Annotated in this window: 24 protein-coding genes, 1 tRNA gene and 1 pseudogene; 20 read left to right on the top strand and 6 right to left on the bottom strand. The window is 38.4% G+C overall.

Annotation, left to right across the window (positions count from 1 at the left end; genetic code table 11):
- Position 1 precedes the first annotated feature (1 nt).
- From QP437_RS01430 to ndk, 7 genes are read left to right on the top strand one after another with little or no spacing between them, the layout of a single operon-like run.
- Entirely contained in the window at positions 2–1,213 is a 1,212-nt protein-coding gene (locus QP437_RS01430) for a DegT/DnrJ/EryC1/StrS aminotransferase family protein (RefSeq protein ID WP_285266690.1), read from the top strand.
- 2 nt (positions 1,214–1,215) lie between these two features.
- The gene (locus tag QP437_RS01425) at positions 1,216–1,803 is read left to right on the top strand and encodes a sugar transferase (protein ID WP_285266689.1); all 588 of its coding nucleotides are present in this window, start codon (positions 1,216–1,218) and stop codon (positions 1,801–1,803) included.
- Positions 1,804–1,840: 37 nt separating this feature from the next.
- Positions 1,841–3,736, top strand: coding sequence for a nucleoside-diphosphate sugar epimerase/dehydratase (locus QP437_RS01420; RefSeq protein ID WP_285266688.1), 1,896 nt, complete (start codon positions 1,841–1,843; stop codon positions 3,734–3,736).
- Positions 3,737–3,741: 5 nt separating this feature from the next.
- Entirely contained in the window at positions 3,742–4,995 is a 1,254-nt protein-coding gene (locus QP437_RS01415; RefSeq protein WP_285266687.1) for an O-antigen ligase, read from the top strand.
- A gap of 15 nt (positions 4,996–5,010) precedes the next feature.
- Positions 5,011–6,024, top strand: a complete 1,014-nt coding sequence (rfbB, locus tag QP437_RS01410; RefSeq protein WP_285266686.1) for a dTDP-glucose 4,6-dehydratase — start codon at positions 5,011–5,013, stop codon at positions 6,022–6,024.
- An 18-nt stretch (positions 6,025–6,042) separates the two neighbouring features.
- Positions 6,043–7,344 carry an aminopeptidase PepB gene (gene pepB, locus QP437_RS01405; RefSeq protein ID WP_285266685.1) on the top strand — a complete coding sequence of 434 codons (1,302 nt, stop codon included), beginning with the start codon at positions 6,043–6,045 and terminating at the stop codon, positions 7,342–7,344.
- Positions 7,345–7,354: 10 nt separating this feature from the next.
- The gene (ndk, locus tag QP437_RS01400; protein ID WP_285266684.1) at positions 7,355–7,774 is read left to right on the top strand and encodes a nucleoside-diphosphate kinase; all 420 of its coding nucleotides are present in this window, start codon (positions 7,355–7,357) and stop codon (positions 7,772–7,774) included.
- A 47-nt stretch (positions 7,775–7,821) separates the two neighbouring features.
- Here ndk and QP437_RS01395 read toward each other — a convergent pair whose 3' ends face one another.
- The 4 genes from QP437_RS01395 to QP437_RS01380 form a co-directional block, all read right to left on the bottom strand.
- Entirely contained in the window at positions 7,822–8,553 is a 732-nt protein-coding gene (locus tag QP437_RS01395; RefSeq protein ID WP_285266683.1) for an ABC transporter ATP-binding protein, read from the bottom strand.
- Positions 8,546–9,523: an iron ABC transporter permease gene (locus tag QP437_RS01390; protein ID WP_285266682.1), complete on the bottom strand. Its 978-nt coding sequence runs from the start codon at positions 9,521–9,523 to the stop codon at positions 8,546–8,548. The genes QP437_RS01395 and QP437_RS01390 overlap by 8 nt, the downstream gene beginning before the upstream one ends.
- 228 nt (positions 9,524–9,751) lie before the next feature.
- Positions 9,752–10,537 carry a helical backbone metal receptor gene (locus QP437_RS01385; protein WP_285266681.1) on the bottom strand — a complete coding sequence of 262 codons (786 nt, stop codon included), beginning with the start codon at positions 10,535–10,537 and terminating at the stop codon, positions 9,752–9,754.
- A 73-nt stretch (positions 10,538–10,610) separates the two neighbouring features.
- Positions 10,611–12,533, bottom strand: coding sequence for a TonB-dependent siderophore receptor (locus QP437_RS01380; RefSeq protein WP_285266680.1), 1,923 nt, complete (start codon positions 12,531–12,533; stop codon positions 10,611–10,613).
- A 227-nt stretch (positions 12,534–12,760) separates the two neighbouring features.
- On the opposite strand from QP437_RS01380, the gene glyQ reads away from it, so the two are divergent.
- The 10 genes and pseudogenes from glyQ to QP437_RS01330 all read left to right on the top strand — a co-directional run bounded on the left by glyQ (position 12,761) and on the right by QP437_RS01330 (position 21,318).
- Positions 12,761–13,669 carry a glycine--tRNA ligase subunit alpha gene (glyQ, locus tag QP437_RS01375; RefSeq protein WP_005695296.1) on the top strand — a complete coding sequence of 303 codons (909 nt, stop codon included), beginning with the start codon at positions 12,761–12,763 and terminating at the stop codon, positions 13,667–13,669.
- Between the two features lie 53 nt (positions 13,670–13,722).
- A complete protein-coding gene (locus QP437_RS01370; RefSeq protein ID WP_049369796.1) occupies positions 13,723–14,373 on the top strand; it encodes an FABP family protein in 651 nt (216 codons plus the stop codon).
- Positions 14,373–14,630, top strand: coding sequence for a hypothetical protein (locus tag QP437_RS01365; protein WP_005709778.1), 258 nt, complete (start codon positions 14,373–14,375; stop codon positions 14,628–14,630). Before QP437_RS01370 ends, QP437_RS01365 begins: the two co-directional genes overlap by 1 nt.
- A 1-nt stretch (position 14,631) precedes the next feature.
- A complete protein-coding gene (locus QP437_RS01360; RefSeq protein ID WP_285266679.1) occupies positions 14,632–15,015 on the top strand; it encodes a hypothetical protein in 384 nt (127 codons plus the stop codon).
- Positions 15,015–15,461, top strand: a pseudogene (locus QP437_RS01355) (hypothetical protein). The gene QP437_RS01360 and the pseudogene QP437_RS01355 overlap by 1 nt, the downstream one beginning before the upstream one ends.
- A gap of 9 nt (positions 15,462–15,470) precedes the next feature.
- Positions 15,471–16,748: a histidine-type phosphatase gene (locus tag QP437_RS01350; protein WP_285266677.1), complete on the top strand. Its 1,278-nt coding sequence runs from the start codon at positions 15,471–15,473 to the stop codon at positions 16,746–16,748.
- A 2-nt stretch (positions 16,749–16,750) separates the two neighbouring features.
- On the top strand, positions 16,751–17,584 hold the full coding sequence (locus tag QP437_RS01345; protein WP_285266676.1) for a hypothetical protein: 834 nt from the start codon (positions 16,751–16,753) through the stop codon (positions 17,582–17,584).
- The gene (gene glyS, locus QP437_RS01340; protein WP_285266675.1) at positions 17,581–19,644 is read left to right on the top strand and encodes a glycine--tRNA ligase subunit beta; all 2,064 of its coding nucleotides are present in this window, start codon (positions 17,581–17,583) and stop codon (positions 19,642–19,644) included. Before QP437_RS01345 ends, glyS begins: the two co-directional genes overlap by 4 nt.
- 50 nt (positions 19,645–19,694) lie before the next feature.
- Positions 19,695–21,140, top strand: coding sequence for an SP_1767 family glycosyltransferase (locus QP437_RS01335; protein ID WP_285266674.1), 1,446 nt, complete (start codon positions 19,695–19,697; stop codon positions 21,138–21,140).
- Between the two features lie 101 nt (positions 21,141–21,241).
- Positions 21,242–21,318, top strand: a tRNA-Ile gene (locus QP437_RS01330).
- Between the two features lie 52 nt (positions 21,319–21,370).
- Here the strand turns inward: QP437_RS01330 and QP437_RS01325 are convergent.
- Positions 21,371–22,096 (bottom strand): 3-deoxy-D-manno-octulosonic acid kinase, encoded by a 726-nt coding sequence (locus QP437_RS01325; protein ID WP_285266673.1) that lies wholly within the window; start codon positions 22,094–22,096, stop codon positions 21,371–21,373.
- Positions 22,097–22,400: 304 nt separating this feature from the next.
- Here QP437_RS01325 and QP437_RS01320 point away from each other — a divergent pair, with 304 nt between their 5' ends.
- Both QP437_RS01320 and QP437_RS01315 read left to right on the top strand, forming a co-directional pair.
- Positions 22,401–22,709, top strand: a complete 309-nt coding sequence (locus QP437_RS01320) for a toxin-antitoxin system YwqK family antitoxin (protein WP_054420299.1) — start codon at positions 22,401–22,403, stop codon at positions 22,707–22,709.
- Positions 22,710–22,810: 101 nt separating this feature from the next.
- A complete protein-coding gene (locus tag QP437_RS01315) occupies positions 22,811–23,866 on the top strand; it encodes a glycosyltransferase family 9 protein (RefSeq protein WP_285266672.1) in 1,056 nt (351 codons plus the stop codon).
- Positions 23,867–23,938: 72 nt separating this feature from the next.
- Here the strand turns inward: QP437_RS01315 and QP437_RS01310 are convergent, their stop codons facing one another.
- The gene (locus QP437_RS01310) at positions 23,939–24,283 is read right to left on the bottom strand and encodes a carboxymuconolactone decarboxylase family protein (protein WP_005698020.1); all 345 of its coding nucleotides are present in this window, start codon (positions 24,281–24,283) and stop codon (positions 23,939–23,941) included.
- 103 nt (positions 24,284–24,386) lie between these two features.
- Here QP437_RS01310 and QP437_RS01305 point away from each other — a divergent pair, with 103 nt between their 5' ends.
- Positions 24,387–25,277 (top strand): AraC family transcriptional regulator, encoded by an 891-nt coding sequence (locus tag QP437_RS01305; protein WP_285266671.1) that lies wholly within the window; start codon positions 24,387–24,389, stop codon positions 25,275–25,277.
- Positions 25,278–25,319 lie beyond the last annotated feature (42 nt).

Raw genomic sequence — 25,319 nt, 5'->3', positions numbered from 1 at the left:
CATGAAAATTCCATTTTCTCCTCCATATGTTAATGAAGATGTAATCAATGAAGTTATAGATTCTTTACGTTCAGGCTGGATTACCACAGGACCTAAAGTTAAAGCTTTAGAAGAAGAAATTAAACAATTCTCAGGAGCCAAAGAAGTGCTTTGTGTAAACTCTTGGACTTCTGCAGCGATTATGATGCTTCGTTGGTTTGGAGTAAAAGAAGGTGATGAGGTGATTGTACCTGCTTACACTTATAGTGCAACAGCTTTAGCGGTGTTACATGCGGGAGCCAAACCAGTAATGGTAGATACTTCAGAAGATTTTAATATTTCTTTGGATGCGATTAAAAAAGCAATTACACCGAGAACGAAAGCTATTATGCCTGTTGATATTGCTGGGTTCCCTTGCGATTATGACGAAATTATGGATTTGGTAAAATCTTCAGAAATTCGACCGCTCTTTAAGGCTGAAAGCGAGAATCAAGAAAAACTTGGCCGTATTTTAGTATTGAATGATGCAGCACACTCTTTAGGTGCTTGGTACAAAAAGGGCATGAGAACAGGAAGTGAAACGGACATTGCTATTTTCTCATTGCATGCCGTAAAAAATGTTACAACAGCTGAAGGTGGTGCAATTTGTATTAACTTACCAGCACCTTTTGATAATACTAAACTCTATGGAGAGCTTCGCCAAATGGCATTAAACTGTCAAACTAAAGATGCTTTCTCTAAGAGTAAAGCCGGTGGTTGGCGATACGATATTACTGGCCTAGGTATGAAAATTAATATGGCAGATGTGAATGCTGCAATAGGTTTAGCACAAATTCGTATTTATGAAGATTTGCTGAAAGAACGTAAACGTGTCTTTGATACCTATGGTGAAGCATTTAAACAATATGATTGGGCAATTTTACCGCCATCGAAACAAGGCGAAAAAGAAACTTCATATCACTTATATGCGCTACGTATTAAAGATTTTACTGAAGCACAGCGAGATGCAATGATTGATGAAATTGCTAAGAGTGAAGTGGCTGTAAATGTTCACTTTATCCCAATGCCAATGCTTACTTTATTTAAGAACTTAGGGTATAAAATTGAAGATTACCCGCAAGCATATAATAACTATAAGTGTGAGATTTCTCTTCCTATCTATCCTCAATTAACAGATGAGCAGGTGAAATTTGTAATTGATACTGTTGTTAATGCCTATAATAAGGTTAAGTAAAAGTGATTCGTTTTTTTGATTTTATTCTAAGTTTAGTTGGGCTAGTTGTTCTAGCCCCCATTTTCATTGTATTAGCCATTTGGATTAAGATTGATTCAAAAGGTCCTGTCTTTTATAAGCAAGTTCGAGTTGGACAGAATGGTATCGATTTTGGTCTGTTTAAGTTTCGCTCGATGGTAGTTGATGCTGATAAAAAAGGGTTAATCACTGTAGGAGGTCGAGATCCTAGAATTACCCGTTCAGGTTATTTTATTCGTAAGTATAAACTTGACGAGTTACCACAGCTGATTAATGTACTAGTTGGCGATATGAGCTTGGTTGGTCCTCGTCCAGAAGTAAGAAAATATGTTGAACTTTATACTGATGAACAACAAAAAGTACTTTCTGTAAAGCCGGGGATTACTGATTATGCTTCTATTGAGTATATGGATGAAAATGAAATTTTAGGGAAGTCTAATGATCCTGAAAAGACTTATATTGAAGAGATCATGCCTGAGAAGATTAAATATAATATGAAGTACATTCAGAATAAAAATGTATCAGAATACTTTAAAATAATCTTTCTAACATTGTTGAAGATTGTTAGGTAGATTGTTTAACCAATTTTACTAACTTAAGGATATTTGTATGATTTATTCTCTAGTATTTGGAATGTCGAGAACTAAAAAGAGAGTAATTAGTCTTTTTATTGATGTTGTCTTATTAATATCTGCATTTTTTCTAGCTTATTGGACTCGATTAGGTGGAATAGTTGCATTTGATGATACAGAAATTTGGACAACTCTATTGTGCACAATTGTGATAACTCTTTTTACGTTTATTAAATTAGGGCTTTATCGTGCAGTCTTGCGTTACATTTCTTTTAAGGCTTTAGCAATGGTAGCTGGAGGAGCTTTCGTTTCAGCTGTTAGCCTTATTTTCTTTTCTTTCTTTATCGGTTCGGATATACCTAGAACTGTACCTATTATTTATTTTTCCTATGTGTTCTTGCTATGTGGTAGTGCAAGGATGTTGGTTCGCTATTATGTTAGTTTAATTTTAGATAAAGATAATGAATCTGTCTTGATTTACGGTGCTGGTACAACAGGGCGTCAACTAGCAGTATTACTTAAACATGCTTATCGCTATCGCATTCGCGGATTTATTGATGATAATGCTAAACTACATGGAAGTTATCTTTTAGGGAATAAAATATTTTCGCCAAATGATATTCCAAAACTTGTTCAAAAATATAATATTAAAGTTATTTTGTTAGCGATTCCTAGTGCATCACGTAGCGAGCGTAAGACAATAATTGATAGTTTAATTCCTCTAAAAATTAAGGTTCAGACCATTCCGGATATGGAAGAAATTTTGCAAGGAAATGCAAAAATTGATGAATTGCGAGAGGTTAATATTGAAGATTTATTAGGACGTGAACCAGTATTACCAAATAAAGATTTGTTGCAAAAGAATATTCTTCATAAAGTAGTAATGGTAACAGGAGCTGGTGGTTCAATTGGCTCTGAATTATGTCGTCAAATAATTTTAAATGAGCCAAATATTTTAATTTTATTTGAAGTTTCAGAGTTTTCTCTTTATTCCATTCATCAAGAGTTATTAGAGATTGCTAAGAAAAATAATGTTGTAAATACTAAGATTTATCCTGTTTTAGGAAATGTACAGGATATTGAACGATTAGATCGTGTTTTATCTCATTTTAGTATTGATACTATTTATCATGCTGCAGCATATAAGCATGTTCCTTTGGTTGAGTATAATATGATTGAAGGTGTGCAAAATAATGTGTTTGGTACATATAATGTTGCAAGATGTGCAGCAGAACATGGAGTTAAGTCTTTTGTTCTCATTTCAACAGATAAGGCTGTTCGCCCAACAAATGTAATGGGGGCGAGCAAGCGTATGGCTGAACTCTGCTTGCAGGCATTATCAGAGCAATTAAAAGACTACCAAACTTGTTTCAGCATGGTTCGTTTTGGTAACGTATTGGGGTCATCAGGGTCAGTTATTCCATTGTTTAGAAAGCAAATTCTAAAAGGTGGTCCTATTACTATTACACATCCTGATATTATTCGCTATTTTATGACTATTCCTGAAGCAGCTCAGCTTGTTATTCAGGCTGGAGCAATGGCAAAGGGTGGTGATGTTTTCATTTTAGATATGGGAGAGCCAGTTAAAATAGTAGATTTAGCTAAAAACTTAATTCAATTATCAGGACTCTCAGTTAAGGATGAAAACAACCCGAAAGGTGATATTGAAATTACTTATACTGGGTTGCGACCAGGAGAGAAGTTGTATGAAGAGTTGTTAATTGGCGGAGATAACGTTCGTAAAACAACCCATCCCCGTATTATGACAGCTGAAGAGGTTTATTTACCATTTGAACAATTATCTGAAGTGTTGTCTGAATTAGAGAATTCTTGCAGAGATGCCAATTATATGGCTATTCGTCAAACATTGCTAAATGCTCCTATAGGTTTTAACCCGACTACAGAAATTGTAGATGTATTATATAAGGATTGAGATTTATGCATAATATAGGAGTTTTCCCTAAGGTATTTATTAATGCATCTATATTTTTATTTTTTACTTTACTTTTGATGTTCCCTAAAGGATATAACTACGGTTCGACGGCCTTATTAGTTTTAAGTGTATTATTTTTGTGTTATTTACTCTATAAGAGAGTAAGTTTTTTAGCAATAGTGAAGCAGAATAAAGCTATTTTTGCGGTGACCACTTTTTATTTTTTAGTTTCACTTTTCTTTATTTTCTTTCATGGGGAGAAAATTAATCTAATGGATAATCCATTAAGAGCATTTTTATTTCTTTCTGTAATTATTTTTATAGTTTATAGTTCAGCTAAATTTGATATATTGCTCTATAGTATTCCTTTAGGTTCCTTTATTTCAGGTGTTGTAGCGCTCTATCAGTATTATATTTTAAACTTAGAAAGTGCTTTTTATAACCAAATGAAGATCCAGTCTGGAGATATGTCGATGTCATTAGGCTTATTTAGTTTTGTTATTGCATTTCATTTATTGGATGTAAATAAACATAAGCAGAAACTGGTTGCGTTGGTAATCCTCTTTGGAATATTCGGGGTTTTAGCAAGCCTACTTTCTTTTGCTAGAGGAGGATGGGTTGGAGTTCCAATTTTATTACTAATTCTTATTTTCTTATATAGACATTTATTATCTAAGAAACTTCTATTAGGTGGAATCACTTTTTTATGTATTATCTCCGTAGTATTAATAGTAAATAATAAATTTGTTAATCGACTATCTGAAGCACAATATGAATTAAAATTATATTTATCTGGAGATCATAAGGTCAGTTCTATTGGAGAGCGCCTAGATATGTGGAAGATTGGTTCAAAAGCTTTTTTAGAACACCCGATTTCTGGGTGGAGTTTAAAAGAATTAGATTCTTATAAAAAAGATCTGTCTGATAAAAATATTGTGACTAAGGCCTCAATCTCTTTTTCTCATTTACATAATCAATTTATAGATGAGTTAGTTAAAAAAGGTATTGTTGGTGGAGTAGCTATTTTAGGGGTATTTTTTCTACCTTTATATATTTTTTATACCAAGCAAAAAAATAAGAAAAATAATAAACGAATAAAATTTATTACAACTTTGGGGATTGTTCATATATTATCTACGATGAGTTATTGTATAACACAAGCTTTTATTTCCCATAATTCAGGAAATATTTTTTACTTCTTTGTTCTATTTTTATTTTATGCTTTCATGGTTAACGAAAGTGTGACTACATCAGAATAAATTGTACTTCATTTTATGAGTAATAGAATTCTCATCACTGGCGGTTCCGGCTTCATCGGTTCTGCCCTTATTCGGTATATCATTAATCACACTCAAGATTCTGTTATCAATATTGATAAACTGACCTATGCGGCAAATCAATTAGCGTTGAAAGAGGTAGAAAATAATCCTCGCTATGCTTTTGAGCAAATTGATATTTGTGATCTTAAGGCGATAGAAAGCGTTTTCGAGAAATATCAGCCTGATGCAGTGATGCATTTGGCGGCAGAAAGTCATGTCGATCGTTCTATTTCGGGAGCGGCTGATTTTATTCAAACCAATATTGTTGGTACTTATACGTTGTTAGAGGTTGCTAAGAATTATTGGCATACCTTAGACGAAGCTAAAAAAACGACCTTTCGATTCCACCATATTTCTACAGATGAAGTATATGGGGATTTATCCCTTTCTGAACCGGCCTTTACCGAACAGTCTCCTTATCATCCGAGTAGCCCTTATTCAGCCTCAAAAGCGGCGAGTGACCATTTGGTGCATGCTTGGCATCGTACTTATGGTCTGCCGGTGATTATCACAAACAGTTCCAATAACTATGGGGCTTATCAGCATGCTGAAAAGCTTATCCCTTTAATGATTTTAAATGCGCTGATGGGGAAGCCTTTGCCAATTTATGGCGATGGGCAGCAAATTCGTGATTGGTTATTTGTGGAAGATCATGTTCAAGCTTTATATTTAGTTTTGACAAAAGGTCGGGTCGGGGAAAACTATAATATCGGTGGAAATTGTGAAAAAACAAACCTTGAAGTGGTTAAAACAATTTGCCAATTACTCGAAGAACTTGCGCCAAATAAGCCTAATCACATAAAGTATTACGAAGATTTAATGACTTTTGTAAAAGACCGACCTGGTCACGATGTGCGATATTCATTGGATTATTCTAAAATTCATGCAGAATTAGGTTGGCAACCGCAAATAACCTTTGAACAAGGACTTCGTCAGACGGTAAAATGGTACCTAGAGAATAATAGATAAATAAAGGAGAAGAACCACATGCAAATTACACTATCAACGACTCCTGCTTCGGAGAGTTGGGGCAAAAATGCCATTTTAAGTTTTAATCAAGATCAAGCCGTTATTCATCTTAAAGATGATGAAAAATCTAACCTTGTTTTAGTTCAAAAAGCTGCACGTAAGTTACGTGGACAAGGCATTAAAGATGTTGAACTTGTGGGGGATGCATGGGAGTTAGAAAATTGCTGGGCATTTTATCAAGGTTTTTACTCGGCGAAGCAAGATTATTCGATTGAATTTCCTCATTTAGATGATGAGCCGCAAGATGAGTTATTAGCGCGTATTGAATGTGGTGATTTTGTACGTGGAATTATTAATGAACCAGCCGAAACACTCACGCCAGTTAAATTAGCAGAACGCGCGGCTGAGTTTATTTCTAAACAAGCCGAAAATTATGCCGATAAAAGTGCGGTCAGTTTTCAGATTATTTCTGGTGAAGCTTTAAAAGAGCAAGGTTACCACGGGATCTTTACTGTGGGTCGTGGTTCTATTAATCCGCCCGCTATGTTGCAATTAGATTTTAACCCGACTAATGATCCAAATGCGCCTGTATTAGCGTGCTTGGTTGGTAAAGGTATTACTTTTGATAGTGGTGGTTACAGCATCAAACCAAGTGATGGTATGAGTACTATGCGTACCGATATGGGTGGCGCAGCGTTATTAACGGGCGCATTAGGATTTGCCATTGCGCACGGTTTAAATCAACGTGTAAAACTCTATCTATGCTGTGCGGAAAACTTGGTGAGCGGTAATGCGTTTAAATTGGGTGATATCATCACGTATAAAAATGGTGTAACCGCTGAGATTTTAAATACTGATGCGGAAGGCCGTTTAGTATTGGCGGATGGCTTAATTGAAGCCGATAATCAAAATCCACAATTTATTGTCGATTGTGCAACCTTAACCGGTGCAGCGAAAGTGGCAGTCGGTAATGATTACCACAGTGTGCTTTCTATGGATGATGCGTTGGTAAATAGCTTATTCCAAGCTGCCAAAGAAGAAAATGAACCGTTCTGGCGTTTGCCTTTTGAAGAATTCCATCGTAGCCAAATCACTTCTTCTTTTGCGGATATTGCAAATACAGGTACAGCGCCGGTTGTCGCGGGCGCAAGTACTGCAACGGCATTTTTATCGTATTTTGTGAAAAACTATCAACAACGTTGGTTACATATTGATTGTTCGGCCACTTATCGTAAATCTGGTAGTGATTTATGGGCGGTTGGCGCAACCGGAATTGGTGTGAAAACTTTAGCAAATTTATTAGTAACGAAAGCAAGTTAAGTAGGATTTTATGGTAGAACGTACTTTCTCAATTATTAAACCTGATGCAGTAAAGCGTAATTTAATTGGTGCTATTTTAGGGCGTTTTGAATCTCAAGGATTCCGTGTCGTTGCGCTTAAAATGGTGCAATTAACCAAAGAACAAGCGGAAGGTTTCTATGCGGAACACCAAGGTAAACCATTTTTTGAGCCGTTGGTGGAGTATATGATCTCTGGACCGATGGTGGTTTCTGTATTGGAAAAAGAAAATGCCGTGAAAGATTACCGCACTTTGATTGGTGCAACGAATCCAGCTGAGGCGGCAGAAGGCACTATCCGTAAAGACTTTGCGTTAAGTCAGCGTGAAAACTCTGTTCATGGTTCTGATAGCGTTGAAAGTGCAAAACGAGAAATTGCTTATTTCTTCGTAGATTCAGAAATCCAACCATAATTCATTTCTATAAAAAAGCACTTAGTGAATATCTAAGTGCTTTTATTTTATTGCTTTTCAATTTTTGAGATAGTCTTTTTCAGTGGATCAATCTCAGCCCGAATATGAAAGGCTTTTGCCAAATTCTCCGCATTTAACACGGCTTGCGTTTCACCTACAGCTAACAATTTTCCTTTATCTAATAGAACAATTTCATCACAAAATTGATAAGCCAATGAAAGGTGATGAATGGCAACAACACACGTATGTTGTGGTGTGAGTGATTGAAGCTGTTCCATCATATCAATTTGATAATAAGGATCGAGTGGTGCAATCGGCTCATCGGCTAATAAAACAGGGGATTCCTTAATGCAGCAGCGAGCGAGTTGTACACGTGCTTTTTCGCCGCCTGAAAGTTGTTGAAATGGCTTATCAAGTAAATGAGTTACCGCAAATTTTTCTGAAAATGCTTGAATTTTTGACCGCTCTTTTTCTTTTGGTAACGGAGCTGACAAACCTAACGCAATCACATCATAAACGGATAAATCCCAATGAATTTGCGTATTTTGTGCGAGGTAAGCAATGTGTTGGCTTTTTTCAGTCGCATTCATTTTGCTTAATGGGTGATTATCGAACCAAACCTCCCCTTGTTTGAGGGGTAAGATACCAGCAATGGTTTTCAATAAGGTAGATTTCCCCGCACCATTGGCGCCCATAATGCCAATCAATTTACCTGATGGAAGCGTGCAGTTGATGTCATTTAAGCAATAGGATTGGGTGAGTTTTTCAATTCTAATCATAGATTTTTCTCTGTTGCGTTAATAACATCCAAATCAAGCAAGGGGCACCGATAAGCGCAGTTAACGTGCCGATGTAAATATGTGAGAACAGCGGGATGTATAAAATCGCTAAATCGGCCAGTAACAGCAATAATGCCCCAATTAACGCGCTAGTAAGGTAAAGCTGTGATGGGCGAGCTTTCAGTAAAATGCGGGCGAAGTGTGGCGCGATTAAGCCGATAAAGCCAATAGTCCCTGTTTGAGGAATTGTCGCACCGACTAATAAAGCCACACCCAAGGTGCTGATGAAAAAGCTACGTTTGGGATCTACGCCCATTGTGCTCGCTGTTTCTTCACCAAAGGTGAGTAAATCTAAGTATCGGCGAGTGTGGTATAAGCAGAAAACCCCTGCCAGAACAATCGGGAGTGAAATAAGCAGGGTATCTAATTTAGCCCACATCAATGAGCCTTGTAGCCAACGGTAAAGTTCAGCTAATGCCCATGGGCTTTCCGCGTTGGAAAGTAGTAATGCAATTGCTGAACCAAGCAACATATTGACCGCTAAGCCACTTAGAATCATCATTGTGGTGCCGTAGTTTTTGGCGATTAAATACACGATGAAAAAGCTTAAAAGCGCACCAATTACTCCTCCGGCTAAGAGCAGTGAAAATGGCACGGCAAAATAATAGAGGATAAATACACTAGCGGCTGTTGCCCCAGAGCTACTGCCGAGTAAGCCTGGACTCGCTAATGGATTTTGGAAAATACCTTGCATCGCATTGCCGGCAATCGCTAGGCTGGCACCCGTCAATAAAGCTAAACCAATGCGTGGAAAACGAATATCCCACAGCACCATTGAACGCATATCCGTGAGTACGCCATCCGCATTTTTGAGATGCGCGAAATTACCTAGCTGATGATAAACTGCAAATCCGCTAATCAATAGCAACGCGAAGAAAAGTGCGGTATTTAATTTTAGTGTTTTGGTCAATGATCAATTTCCTATGTAATCCAAATATCATTTGTTAATTTTATTTTGTCAAATCTCCCCTAACCCCTCTTTGCTAAAGAGGGGGATTAGAGTGTAGGGATTTATAATTCTGATGTTTTCTTCTAATCATTTATACATAAAGACATATAAATATGTCATCTAGGGTTAATTTAATAATGAAATTCCCCTCTTTAGCAAAGAGGAGCTAGAGGAGATTTGTCAGCTACATTATTTTAACTGTTGATAAATCTTCTCCGCCCCTTGCCACACGCCATGATCGAAACAATAGGTATATTTCATCGGGATGCTGACAAGCGGTTGGTTTTTGAAAAAATCTTGCAACATAGGGTGGTGCAGTAATTCGGCTTGTGCATTGTAACCTTGTTTGTCAGTCAGTGAAATGAGCACATTCGGTTGGCTTAAAATCACTTTTTCTAACGAGAAATTTTGTGCGGTAAGTGGTGTTTTTAACGGTGTTAATCCGAGTAAACTTAACAGCACGGGATATTGCGGATAATAACTTTCTACCACACCAGTTTCTGACAAAATCAGTGTATCAGTAAGCGGTCGATTTAAGTGAAAGTTTTGCGATTTGAGTTTTGTTACTAAATCAGCCGCTTTTTGCTCATTACCCAGTTGTTTGCCTAAGTCTAGAATCAACGTAAATAATTCATCTGGCGTTTGTGGGCTGTCGTTAATGGGAATAATCTTCACATTGAGTTTTTTCAGCTCTGGGACTAATTGTGGATAAAAGGTTTCGTTAATCAGAATCGTTTTATCCAAATAGGGCAATAATTCCGTTAATTGCGGTTCCAGTACAGGTTTGTCGGTATTAATTTTATCCAACATCATCAACGGATTTTTTGAATAAGGCGACTGTGCAGCAATTTGAGAAGGCTCAGCCAGTTCGATAAGCAGTCTGTCACTGCAAAGCGTAAGCGAGACGAATTGTTCCGAAGCCTGAGCGGTAAACGGAAGGAGAAGTGCGGTTAAAATTAAGCGAGTTTTTTGCATATAGATAATGATACGCTACGCCATCAAGAATGTAAAAAGGCGTGCTAAGCACGCCCTTGTTAGTAGGTAATAATTAGAACGATCCTTTCAACCCAACGTAAACATTACGTCCTTCTTGGCCATAGCCCAGTACGTTTTCATATTTTTTATTGAATACGTTGTTAAGATTTGCATAAATCGTCAAGCTATCCGCCACTTTATAGTTCACGCCTAAGTTTGCCAAGGTGTAAGATGGCAATTTCACTTTATGCGTGCTGTAGGTCGGTGAATAGTAGGTATCCATGCGTTTGCCTGTGTAAGATACATTTACATCCGCACCTAATTTTTCAGTGATTTGGTATGCTAAGCCCGCGTTCGCCAAATGTTTTGGACGACGAGCCAATTCAGCGCCTTTGCTATCTCGGGTTTGCGTGTAGGTGTAGTTAGCATAAGCAGTTAATGCATCGGTGATTTTACCGTTGTAAGTCACTTCAACACCTTTCACTTTGCTTTTACCTTCAAGGTTTACTGCACGGCTTGCATAAGTGGTAAAGTTGATTACTTCGCTGCTAATCGCGTTTTTCACGTTGCGAGCGAAATAAGTCACATCAAAGCTGTGACGACCATCATTGGTTTCAAATAAGAAACCAACATCGCCACCTAAACTTTTCTCTGGTTGTAAGTTCGGGTTGCCGATATAGCGCGCATTGTAGCCGTAATATTCCGTGATTGTTGGGTTTTGAATTGCTGAACCGAAACTTGCATGTGCTTTCACATTATTGTGTAAACGGTAAGCGCCCGCGATGCGGCCAGTCCATGAGTTTTCATATTCAGAGCTGTCAGTGTAGCGACCGCTAATATTTAAGCTATGATCTGCATCGTGTAATAAGCGATATTCTGCCGCTAAGCTTTTCTCAACAAGCTTTTTATTGCCAGCATTGTTGAAATAAGACGAGTTGAAATCTGTTTTTTGATAGTCAGTTAAGAAGCTTAAACCTTGTGTGAGAGTGCCTTCACGATCGAAATTGACGTCTAATTGATAGTTTGCATTGAGTTTTTTCGCATCGTAAGCTGATGTATAGCCAACGGTATCGCTGTCCGTTTTGATATGACTTACTCCCACTTTGTGTTTAAGTAATTCATCATCGTTACCCAAGAAACCACTTAATTTGAATAAGGTTTCACGTGTGCGAGTGTAGTGACCTTTTTCATCCGTTGCGCTGTTATCAAAGTTAGCGGTTTGGCTGCTGTGAGAGGTTAAGAAATCAAAACCTTTTTGGTTATCATCATAGCCAAAACGAAGAGAAGCGTTATCACGATGGAATTTATCGCGTTCGCTTGAACCACCAGTACTTACCGCTGTGCCATCTTGTGCAGTGTAGTTAAAGCGATTTTTGCTGAGTGCTGAAACGCCTTTGGTATGATGGCTGTCACCATGTAAAGCATAATAGAAACTGTTGTTTGAGCCTGAAAGGGTTAATGAACCATCTACCGTACGATTAGAGCCTGTGCCAAAATCGTAATCGACGTTGAAGGTTTTACCTTTTTCTAAGCCTTTCTTCGTGGTGATATAAATCACACCACCCATCGCATCACTTCCCCAAAGAGCGGATTGCTCTCCGCGTAATACTTCGATGCGGTCAATATTGCTTAATGCTAAGCCACCGAAATCAAAGCCATAGCCAGAAACAGGGTTCACTTTCACGCCATCAATAATCACTGCAGTGTGGTTTGCATCTGCACCACGTAAGAATACATTAGTTAATGTGCCACGCCCGCCAGAAGTGCTCACGGCTAAACTTGGTACAGTTTTCAATACATCACTGACATAAGTCGCACCACGTTGTGCAAAATCTTTTTCCGTTAAAACGGTAACAGATGAAGCTGTTTGATGAAGGCTAGTTGGAGTTGCTGAGGCAGAATAGACGTTAATCACATCTAATTTTGCCACATCTTCAGCCGCCGCTAATGCCGGAACCGCTAATAAAATCGCTGAAGTAATCACATTTTTTTTCATTTTAAAATCCCTAGGATAAAAGTCTGTATAAAAGCGCCAGCAGTTTACACATTTGAGGCTTGGCAAGCAAATCTCTCATGATGAAAATAACTCATCATCAAAATGAATAAAATTTAAGAGAAATAAAAAATTTAAGGATTTTTCTGACCGCACTTTTTCGCCTTTATCCGCCTTATAGTTTCAAGTATAATGCCTGTATTTTTCATCACATTGTTATTAAAAAAATTATGAGTACAAAATTCAACGTAAAAACATTCCAAGGCATGATTTTAGCCTTGCAAGAATATTGGGCAAATCAAGGTTGTACCGTTGTTCAACCTTTTGATATGGAAGTGGGCGCAGGAACCTCTCACCCAATGACTGCATTACGCGCATTAGGCCCTGAGCCGATGGCATTTGCTTATGTGCAACCTTCACGTCGTCCGACCGATGGTCGTTATGGCGAAAACCCAAACCGTTTACAACATTACTACCAATTCCAAGTGGTGATTAAACCGTCTCCAGATAACATTCAAGAACTCTATTTAGGTTCACTTGAAATGCTTGGTTTTGATCCGACACAAAACGACATTCGTTTCGTAGAAGATAACTGGGAAAACCCAACCTTAGGTGCGTGGGGTTTAGGCTGGGAAGTATGGTTAAATGGTATGGAAGTGACCCAATTTACTTATTTCCAACAAGTGGGTGGCTTAGAATGTAAACCCGTAACAGGTGAAGTGACCTACGGTTTAGAGCGTTTAGCGATGTACATTCAAGGCGTAGATTCTGTGTATGACTTAGTTTGGTCTGACGGCCCGCTTGGCAAAACAACTTACGGTGATGTATTCCATCAAAACGAAGTCGAGCAATCAACTTACAACTTTGAATATGCGGATACTGATTTCTTATTCTACTGCTTTGATCAATACGAAAAAGAAGCAAAAAGCTTATTAGAATTAGAACGTCCGTTACCATTACCGGCTTACGAGCGCATTTTAAAAGCGGCACACAGCTTCAACTTGTTAGATGCACGTAAGGCGATTTCGGTCACAGAGCGTCAACGCTATATTTTACGTATTCGTGCATTAACCAAAGGCGTGGCTGAAGCATACTATGCGAGCCGTGAAGCCTTAGGTTTCCCAGGTTGTAAAAAATAAGGCGAAAAACGACCGCACTTTAAGCATTAACCCAACGATATAAGGAGAAAATGATGAAAGATTTTCAATACCCAGATGATATCTACACGGAAGCAGAAACTGATCCTAATACACTCGCGAATTTAGGCCCATTAGCTAGATTAGCGGGTGTTTGGGAAGGTAAGCGTGGTGTGGATATCAACCCGAAAGCAGAAGGACCAGAAAAAGATCCTTATATCGAACGTTACGAAGCCCATCCAACTGATGGTCAAACCAATGGTCCGCAACTCTATTATGGATTACGTTATCACACCCATATTGTTGAGCCAGGCGAAGTGGAAACATTCCACGATCAAGTGGGCTATTGGTTATGGGAACCTGAAACAGGCAATATTTTATTAACTGGTAGCATTCCACGCGGCCAAACGTTTATTGCTGTCGGTAATGCACCGGCTGATGCAAAAGAGTTCACTGTAAAAGCGGTACGTGGTTCACTAACAAACGGTATTATTTCGAATCCGTTCTTGGAGCGTTCATTTACCACGGAAAGTTTTGAAATGACGGTGAAATTCCATGATGATGGCAGTTGGTCATATGATCAAACCACTATCCTGATTATCCCGAATTATGATGCGCCATTTGAACATCGCGATCGTAACCGCTTAACTAAAATTGGCGAACCGAAATTGAACCCAACTGCGGCAGCCGAACAAGAAGGTGAATAATGAAACCCATTCTTTATTATGCGGCAGATTGCCCAGATACAGCGCCATTTGTGGCAGAGTTAAAACGCTTGGGTGTGGATTATGAGTCAGTGGAAGTATTATCTTCCATTCCAAACTTGAAACAATGGTTACGCTTACGTGATCGTCACGCCGCATTTGATGATGCCAAAGCACAAGGCTATGCGGGCTTTCCAGCGTTATTGTTAGATGATGATCGTGTTATTTTAGATGAATCCAAATTAAAAGAGATTTTTTAAAGTGATGAAAAAAACCTTAGCCTTTGCAACTTCAGCGATGATTTTGACCGCTTGTAGTCATGCACAATCTCAAGGTGAAATGTTGTGTCTGGACAAAGGGAAATCAGATACTCACGGTTGCTTTCAAAATTTAGGAGAGTCTTACTCTTATTTGAAAAAAGCTTGCGTGCAAGTGTTTGATGTGGCGGATATTAAGTTAGATGATCCTGCCAATAAAACTCAAGCGGTGTACGGCATTCTTTCAGAAGATAAGCAACAGGTTGAAGTGTTTGCGTCTGATTTGCCAGAAAACACGATTTTAGATGTGGTAAAAGGCGGATATGTCTCCAAAGATGGCAAAGTGCGTTTAATGAAAACCAAGAAAAGTTGGAAAATTCGTAAGTAATGAAGAAAGTCAGTTTTTTGCAATTTTTATTTAGAATTGGTGATGACTATTTAATGTTTTTGCGAAATTTAACACCCGCTGTGTTGTTTTTATCACTCGCGTTATTTATGTATTCTGAGCTGAATTAGACACATTGGGCGTGGAGTAATGTGCTAGTGCTGTTTTTAAGTTTGGCTTCAGGATTTATTGCACTCAGCGTCATGGCAATAAATACTGTCGCTTTTGTACGCAAGATGCTGAAAACCTTAAGAACACTAAGCGGAGAGAGCGAACTTGATGAAAATATTGGTACGCTCGCATTATTTAAAATGCTCTGGGTGGAGAGCAACAGTAAACAACTAATCTTTTTTGCGGTAGTCAATATTGTTGCAGTATTTATGGTGTTAGTTTACGGCACCAAATATGCCTTGAATTTTTATAGCTCAATTTCAACATTAAATGATTAGGTCTCGAATATGAAAAAAATAACCCTAAAATTCACCGCACTTTTGCTTGGCTCAGCTTTAGCAAGTAGTGCGTTTGCAACAGAAAATGGTCAAACTTCCTCAAGTTCTGATTATGAATTAGAGAAAGTATTGATTTTCAGCCGACACGGATTGCGTTCACCAGTGGAAAAAGATCCGCAAGAAATGGCGAAATATTCCCCTTATGAATGGGCAAAATGGAATGTACCATCTGGCTATCTCACTGCAAAAGGGACGGTGCTAGAAACCTATTTCGGACAGTATTTAGGTCAATGGCTTGCAGATAAAGGGTTACTAACAACAGAACGTTGTGCATCGGGCGAAGGCATTTTTGCTTATGCAAATGGTGTGCAACGCACCATTGCAACAGGGCAAGCGATTGTTTCTGGTGCATTTGCGGGCTGTAATGTTCAACTGCAACATCACGGTAAAATTGGTTCAGAAAAAGATCCGATTTTTAAAACGCAAGCGCATAATCCAAGCAAAGCCTTGATTGAATCTGCAAAAAATAACGTTGATTTAACCGCTTTACAGCAAAAATTAGCGCCAAATTATGCACTATTGAGTGAAATCATTGATTACAAAAACTCACCAAATTGCTTACAAAAAGGCGAGTGTGATTTAGGTGGGAAAGTCGGTGAATACAGTATTAAAGACGGCAAGTCAGTCAAGATTACTGGTTCTATCAGCACCGGAAAGAAAATTGTCAGTGCATTATTACTCGCGCATTATGTGGGTAAGCCTGATTCAGAAATCGCAAACGGCCGTGTGGATAGCCAAGAAAAATGGCGTGCAATTAACGAAATTAAAAACGAATATTACCGCACGTTATTTAAAAATAACGAAGCGTTAGCACAAAATGCATCATACCCGCTATTGGCATTTATTCAGCAACAGTTAAATAGTGAAAACAAAATTAACTTATTGGTTGGACATGATTCTAATATCGTCGCTTTGCTTGCAGCACTGGGTGTTGAGCCTTACGAATTAGATGATTCATTGGAAAATATCCCAATCGGTGGCAAGTTGTTATTTGAAGTGTGGAAGCAAAAAAACAGTGGTAAGCTCAAATTTAAGTTGGATTATGTGTATCAAAGCACTGAGCAGCTGATTAACATCACACCACTAAGTTTAGCGACACCACCAAACCAAACCACATTAACCCTCAAAGGCTGTGAAAAAGATGAAAATGGCTTTTGTGATTACGAGCGTTTTCAACAGGTGTTGAGTGAGGGGATTAAAAAAGGCAAACTACCAGGAAGTAAATAATTATGTCACATAATTTATATTGGGCTATATATCAAAACTTAGAAGAAGGTCTTATTGAATTATCTAATAATATACATATTGATGATGAACAATTAAATGTATATTCCATGAAAATAGCTGAGATGTTAATTAGAATATCAGTTGAAGTTGAGTCAATTGCTAAAGAGCTATATTTTAAAAATGGTGGAGATAAGCCAGATGATAATAAATTATTTTTTGATACCGACTGTTTAAAATATCTTAATGAAAAGTGGGATTTGAGTAAAAAGAAAATACAAGTGGTCTCTGGTCAATTTTATTTTAATAAAGAGGAAAATAATGTGCTAACTCCTTTAAAAAAAGCACATAATAGGGGAGGAGAGAAATGGTTAAAAGCTTATCAAGCAATTAAACATAATAGAAGAAATTCTTTAAAGGATGCTAGTTTAAAAAATCTAATTCATGCATTAGCTGGATTGTTTCTACTCAATCTATATTATAAAAATGAGAGTATTGAATTAGGAACTGATTCAAAAGGAATGGGTTTTGATGCGAGTTTAGGGTCAAAGATTTTTGCAGTGTTGCCAGCTAAAACACTCCCAGTTTCAACAGATGAAAATGACGAAATAGAAAATAATAATGATGAATATGTATATATAATATCTCCGAAGAAAGAGGATAGAGAGAAATTAAAAGATAAATTACTAGAGCTGATAGATAAGATAAATAACGATCCTTCTCCTAATAAAGAATTTTCTGAAGAATATATTCAGCAAAAAGTAATAGAAATCGATCTTGAAAAGATACGAAATGAAACAAAATATGAAGCAATTTTGAATAAAAAGGATAAAAAATGATCCAAAACTTCCTAGTAGAAATCGGCACAGAAGAGCTGCCGCCAAAAGCTCTCAAAACATTAGCAACTTCTTTTGCGGATAACGTTGAGGCGGAATTGAACCAAGCAGGATTAACCTTCGACAAAATCGAATGGTTTGCGGCGCCGCGTCGTTTGGCGGTGAAAGTGTTGAACTTAGCGACACAACAACCGAGCAAAGAAATCGAAAAACGAGGGCCCGCAGTATCAGCAGCTTTTGATGCGGAAGGTAAACCAACTAAAGCCGCAGAAGGCTGGGCGCGTGGTTGTGGTATTACCGTTGAGCAAGCAGAACGCATTACAACTGATAAAGGCGAATGGCTTGTTCATCGTGCAAAAATTGAAGGTCAGCCGACCAAAAACTTATTAAACGACATTGTGGCCAATGCGTTGGCAAAACTGCCAATTCCAAAACCAATGCGTTGGGCAGACAAAACCGTGCAATTTATCCGTCCGGTTCATACCGTGACTATGTTATTAGGTGACGAGTTAATCGAAGGCGAAATTTTAGGTGTGACAAGTGCACGCACCATTCGTGGACACCGTTTCTTGGGCGAGAAAGAATTTGAAATTCAACATGCAGACCAATATCCGCAATTATTGCGTGAAAAAGGTTCTGTGGTAGCAGATTTCAACGAGCGTAAAGCGGAAATCCTTGCAAAATCTCAAGCAAAAGCGACCGCACTTGGTGGCGTGGCTGACATTGAAGAAAGTCTGCTTGAAGAAGTCACTTCCTTGGTGGAATACCCAAATGTTTTAGCGGCAAAATTTGAAGAACGTTTCTTAGCCGTACCTGCGGAAGCTTTGGTTTATACCATGAAAGGCGACCAAAAATATTTCCCGATTTATGATAAAGACGGCAAATTATTACCGCACTTTATTTTCGTATCGAACATCAACCCTGAAGATCCAACGGCAATTATCGAAGGGAATGAAAAAGTGGTTCGTCCACGTTTAACCGATGCGGAATTCTTCTTCAAAACCGACTTAAAACAAAAACTGGTTGATCGTTTACCACGTTTAGAAACCGTGTTGTTCCAACAACAACTCGGTACATTAAAAGACAAAACTGATCGTATCGAACAACTTGCAGGCGAAATTGCAAAACAAATCGGTGCAGACGAAGCGAAAGCAAAACGTGCCGGTTTACTGTCAAAATGTGACTTGATGACCAACATGGTATTCGAATTCACCGATACGCAAGGTGTAATGGGCATGCACTATGCTCGTCATGATGGTGAAGATGAAGAAGTGGCAGTGGCGTTAAACGAACAGTATATGCCACGCTTTGCGGGGGATGAATTACCTAAATCACTCGTTGCAAGTGCGGTCGCTTTAGCGGATAAATTTGACACTTTAACGGGTATCTTCGGCATCGGCCAAGCACCAAAAGGCAGCGCAGACCCATTTGCACTTCGTCGTGCAGCATTAGGTGCATTACGTATTATCGTTGAGAAAAACTTACCACTTGATCTAGAAGATTTAGTGAAAAAATCAGCTGCACTTTTCGGTGATAAACTCACGAATCAAAACGTGGTTGCTGATGTGGTGGACTTTATGCTTGGTCGTTTCCGTGCATGGTATCAAGATGAAGGCATTGCGGTGGATGTGATTCAAGCGGTATTGGCGCGTCGTCCAACTCGCCCTGCTGATTTTGATGCACGCGTGCGTGCGGTTTCACACTTCCGTACTTTAGATTCAGCGGAAGCGTTAGCGGCAGCAAATAAACGTGTAAGTAATATCTTAGCTAAAGCGGATGCTACAATTGGCGAGATCAATTTGACCGCTTGCGTAGAGCCAGCAGAAAAAGCCCTTGCTGAAGCGGTACTTGCATTGCGCACTGAAGTACAACCGCTTATCGCACAAGGTGATTATACGGCGGTATTAGATAAATTAGCGAACTTACGCGCGCCAGTAGACAGTTTCTTTGATAACGTAATGGTAAATGCTGAAGATTCTGCATTACGCCAAAACCGCTTAGCGATTTTAAACACGTTGCAAGGCTTGTTCTTACAAGTGGCGGATATTTCGGTATTGCAATAATCTTAAATAGCCCCTTTATGGGGCTTTTTATTATCAAGTGAATAGAATCTATGAAGGGATTTGTTATTTATCTGTCAAGTCAGAAAACTGAACTTGCTCATTTCTTGGCCCAAGCAGATGGTTGTGATTACACGGCTGTTGTTTCTGTTTCATCTGAGTTAGTTTCTCAGCTTGGTGGTGAAACGGTATTTAATTTGTCAAAAGCTAAAGCGATTTTACATCGAGAAATCACGGTAGATGAAATTGCTAATACGCTTTCACATATTGAATGTTGGCGGAAAATAGCGGCAGATGAAACGATTGCTGATAATGAATTTGCGATTGTCGCGGAAGCAGATTTACAGCTATCGCCAAATTACTTTAGTGCATTGCAAGAATATGTGAATGGTTATCTAGCAGATTCTCAATATCAGCTTGCATTACTAGAATGTTCGCGTCAGCATGAATTTTGGGATGATAAGATTTATCAGGGAGAAGGGCGGATTAATTCGGCACTTTTTCGACGGATAGAACATTACAATCTTGCGTATTGTCAGATGTATTTGATTCGTAAGGCTTTCATTAAGGAAATGCTGAATAAATTAACGAGTGAGAAACCTTATTGGTTAGCTCATCGATTAGGTGATTTTTGTGATATTGATGTTCTAATCCAAACGTTACCTCTAATTGCTCAGGCAAATCATAAAGTTTTACCTCGTCAAATAAAGGTGAAATCCGTAGATGAAACCTTGGATTTTATGTTGCAAAACCCTTGTTCAGTGATTCGTTTTGGTGATGGTGAATTTATCCTGATTAAAGGGAATTGGATTGTTTACCAAGATTATGATCCAAAATTGGCGGCAGAGTTAGAAAATATTTTACGCATGGAAAGCAATGAAAATCGATTGATTTGTTTACCACCGATGTTTGATTCACTTTCACCTTATATTGATTCAACGCAAAGCTATTGGCGAACTCATTTAAACAATCATTCTCTTTATTATGAGAATGTATGTACTGCGAGTGAGTATGGGAATACTTTCCTCTCTCGTCCTTATATCGATTGGCAAGATAAAAGCCAGTCTGCTCGTTGGTTCGAGAAATTAAAACAGCTTTGGCAAGATAAAGATTTATTGATTGTTGAAGGTGTGACTTCGCGTTCTGGAGTGGGAAATGACTTATTTGATAATGCTCATTCCATTAAGCGAATTATTTGCCCTGCCAGAGATGCATATTCTTACATTGAACAAATTCAGCAAGCAATCATTCAGCATGCAGAAAATCGTCTCATATTGCTTATGCTTGGACCAACGGCAAAAGTGTTAGCCTATAATTTATCCGAATTAGGTTATCGAGCCATTGATATAGGCCATATTGATTCGGAATATGAATGGTTTAAAATGGGCGCAACAGAAAAAGTCAGATTTATCCATAAACATACCGCTGATTTTAATGAAGATGGAATTAAGTTAGAGGATGATGCTGTTTATGAGCAGCAAATAATCTGTCGGATTTAAAAATAGAATAGTCAGACTAAAAAAGGATGGTCAATTTTCCAACGACCATCCTTTTGTATATAGACTTCAAAGGATTATTTCTCTATAATCAACCGCACTTTCCCCCTTTAGCTCAGTCGGTTAGAGCAGGCGACTCATAATCGCTTGGTCGCTGGTTCAAGTCCGGCAAGGGGGACCATTTATTGAGATCGCATTAGGCGGTCTTTTTTATTGCCTTTCTCTAATGCGTTTTAGGCGTTATAACCTTTCAACAATTCAGTCCAATTTTCTTCATTGAATTGAATATTCATTCTGCCGACTTCTTTGACAAAAGAGCGGTGTAATCTTTCCAAGTTGCCTTGTTTCCAAGAATCTCCTGATTTTTGACCGCACTTATCGAAATCAATGAGCCAACATTTTTGTTCATTTCCGAGTTGTTGAACGAGAATATTGTGAGCGTTGAGATCCGTATGGCAAATTTGTAAATCATGTAACTGGCGAATTAATTTGCCGATGGCTTGCCAGATATCATTAGGCAGCTGCTGGGTTTGCAAAAGTGCGGTCAGATCTTGGGCATTTTCGATCTTTTCAATCAAGATATCCGCTTGATAGCAAATACCTAATTTACCTTTTTTGACTCGCGCAGCGATCGGTTTTGGCACAGCAACGCCTGCTTGATGGAGTTGATTTAAAAGCTGAAATTCTGCCACGCTACGTGTTTCAGTAAATGATTGAAAACGATAGCGATCTTTGTTGAACTTTCCCCATAAACCACCGCGATAATAATGACGAAGGGCAGTGTTTACCCCAAACAGATCTTTTGTATTCAGGAAATAGGTTGTGCCACGTCCTTTGGCTGAACCGGTAATACGTTGTTGTTTTTTCCAAAAAGCCGATTCAAAAAATGAAGTGGGCTCTGTTGGTTTTTCTGTGAGATTTAAAAGAAAGAATTGATTATCTTGTTGGAATTCAAGCATTTTAGTTGAACCGAATAATAGAAAATGCCTTCATTCTACTTTAAATACGCTGATTTTCTAGCATTACAAGCTTTTCATCTTATTTTATGTCAAAGTTGTGAAGCAGATCACATCACATAAGTAGTGAGATATCTGTATTTTGTTAATTCGTAAAATTTTCTCAGAATTTTACCGCTTGCAGTGTGATTTTATGTTATAAAATGAATAGAAGTGAAAAGCACTACTTTACATATTTATGTTGTTAGGTTACACTTTTTCCAGAAATTATTTTGATGACCCTCTATTTAATATGAGGAAATTAGCTATGAAAAAACCTCTATTTACTGTTTTAGCACTTTTTTGTATTGGTTCTGCTACGGCGTATATTCGTTCAACAATAGAGAATCAGACTTTTCATCCTAACGGTAATATAAAATCGGAGGTGGTTGAAATAAATGGCGTCAAAACGACTAAATATTATGATGAATCAGGAACACTTATCTCGCAAGGCGAATTAAAAAATGGCGTAGAGCAAGGAATGTGGAAATATTTTGATAAAGATGGTAACGTTATCTTTACTAAGCACTATGTGAACGGGCATATTGTTGCGGAAGGATTAGGTCCTAAAAAGTAGCAATCTAGATAAATAAAAGGGCGAATTAAATAAATTCGCCCTTTGTTTTCATTAAATTATTTTGGGTTAATAGACGGAAATTAAATGCGCGAGGAATTCAAATGTCCCATTCTCCACTTTTTACCTCTCCCCCTAAATCACTTTGTATTTTGCGTTTGTCTGCGGTGGGGGATGTTTGCCATGCACTTGCTGTGGTGCAGCATATTCAACGTCATTGGCCACAAACGAAATTAACGTGGATTGTGGGGAAAACAGAAATGGGCTTGCTTTCTGGTATTGAAGGCGTGGAACTGGTTCCTTACGATAAAAAGAGCGGTTGGAAAGGCGTGTGGAATTTATGGATGTTTTTGAAAAATAATAAATTTGATGCGCTTTTGAATATGCAGACGGCATTTCGTGCATCTATCATATCTCTTGGTATTCAAGCAAAATATAAAATTGGGTTTGGCAAAAAACGTTCCCGAGAAGGGCAGTGGTTATTTGTGAATCGTCGAGTGCAAGATCCTGAAACGCCTCATGTGCTAGATGGTTTCATGGCTTTTGCAGATTATCTTGGTGTGCCACCGGCAGAAATGCTTTCTTGGCAATTGGCAATTTCTGATTCAGATCGAGAATATGCCAAACAGTTTATTGATCCAACACGCAAAAATCTGATTATTTCTCCTTGCTCTAGTAAAGCCGAGAAAGATTGGTTGGTTGAGCGTTATGCGGAAGTGGCAAATATTGCTCATCAACATAATGTGAATGTAATTTTTTGCAGCTCACCGGCAAAACGCGAATTAGAAATGGTGAAAAAAATTACCGCACTTTGTGACTTTCAACCGATTGATGCTTCAGGAAAAACCAGTTTGAAACAACTTGCTGCATTAATTCATCAAGCAAATTTAGTCATCTCGCCTGATTCTGGGCCAGCTCATATCGCGACCACGCAAGGAACACCTGTCATTGGATTGTATGCCTATCATAATCCATTGCGAACCGCGCCTTATCATAATCTGGATAATGTGGTGTCGGTATATGAAGAAAATGTGCAGAAAGAACAAGGAAAACCTTCAAGTGAATTGCCTTGGGCGACTAAATTAAAAGGCAAAAATTTAATGGCTGAAATTCAGGTAGAGCAAGTGGTGGCTCAGATAAGAGCTTTGAATTTATTTTAAAGTGCGGTCAATTTTAGAGATAAAAAAAAGCCCTCAAATGAGGGCTAAAAGAATCATAAAGTTCCTTGCGAATTATTCGCCTTTTTGTGCGTTGTAAGCTTCTAATGCACGAAGAGAGTAGGTGTAAGCTGCACCTGCATTTAATGCGATAGACATCGCTAATGCTGCTGCCACTTCTTCTTCAGTTGCACCTGCTTTCACCGCTTCATCAGCGTGCACGCCAATGCAGCTTTCACAACGTGTTGTTACTGCAACGGCTAATGCAATTAATTCACGGGTTTTGGCATCTAATACGTTACCTTCTGCTGCCGCCGCACCTAATGCGCCATAAGCTTGTAACATTTTAGGGTATTTTTTACCTAATGCACCGAATGATTTTTTAACGTGTGCTACATCATTTTTCCAATCTGCAAACATTGTTTTTCTCCTTAAATTTAGTACAAATTTCGAGAGGAATTATAAGCAGATTAGCGTATGATACTTGTCAAATTGTCTTAACTTTTAGACGGAAAATCTCACAATGGATTATTTAGATAAATTAACACAGCTGGGGCAAGTGCGTGGGGAAATTAATATTCACTGCTTGTTTCAAGGGGATTGGCAAGTTGAACATCAGCCTGATGCGGCGGAATATCAAGGTTTATTTCATTTAATCGAGCAAGGTGAGTGCTGGGTAACCTTTGCGGGAAAACAATTTCATTTGAAAAAAGGCGATCTCTTTTTTCTCCCTCAAAATCGACCGCACTTTTTGGGCAGTTCTCAACAAAAAAGAGAGAACAGCCTACAGCGAGCGCAATCAAATGCACTTTTTAATGTCCATCAAATAGGTGCAGGTACGCCCGATCTGAAGATGTTTTGTGGGACATTTTATTACCAAAAACCGTCATTATTAATTGATTCGTTACCAGACTATTTGCATCTTTCTCTACAAAATACACCTGTACAGCCCTTGATTTCACTTTTTTTACAAGAAGCCGAGAAACCGGAGCAAGGCACAAAATCGGTGATTGATGCACTATCAAACGTGTTGTTTATTTATATTTTGCGTCATGCTCAGCAAATAGGTTTGCTCAATCAAGGCTTATTGGCCGCGTTGCAGGATAAAAGACTGAATCAAGTCCTTGAAAAAATCCTGTTTTCACCTCAATTAGATTGGCATATTGAGCAATTAGCAGAGTTGGCTTCCATGTCTCGTGCGACCTTTATGCGGATCTTTCAACAACAACTCGGGATGCCCCCAGGAAAATTTCTCACACAAGTGCGGTTAGAAATGGCGGCTGTTTTATTGAAAAATACGCAAAAGACCATTTTGGCAATCGCCCTTGAAGTAGGGTATCAATCAGAAGCACATTTTAGTAAAGCGTTTAAAGCAATTTATGGACTTTCACCGAGCCAATTTCGCAAAACCTAGCCCATTGTCCAAAACTTACGCTATAATGACTGCACTTTAGGC

Origin of the sequence: Haemophilus sp. UMB1048 (genome assembly GCF_030218125.1) — a bacterium.
Lineage (GTDB): Bacteria > Pseudomonadota > Gammaproteobacteria > Enterobacterales > Pasteurellaceae > Haemophilus_D.
This window is presented reverse-complemented; position numbering and strand designations above follow the sequence as displayed.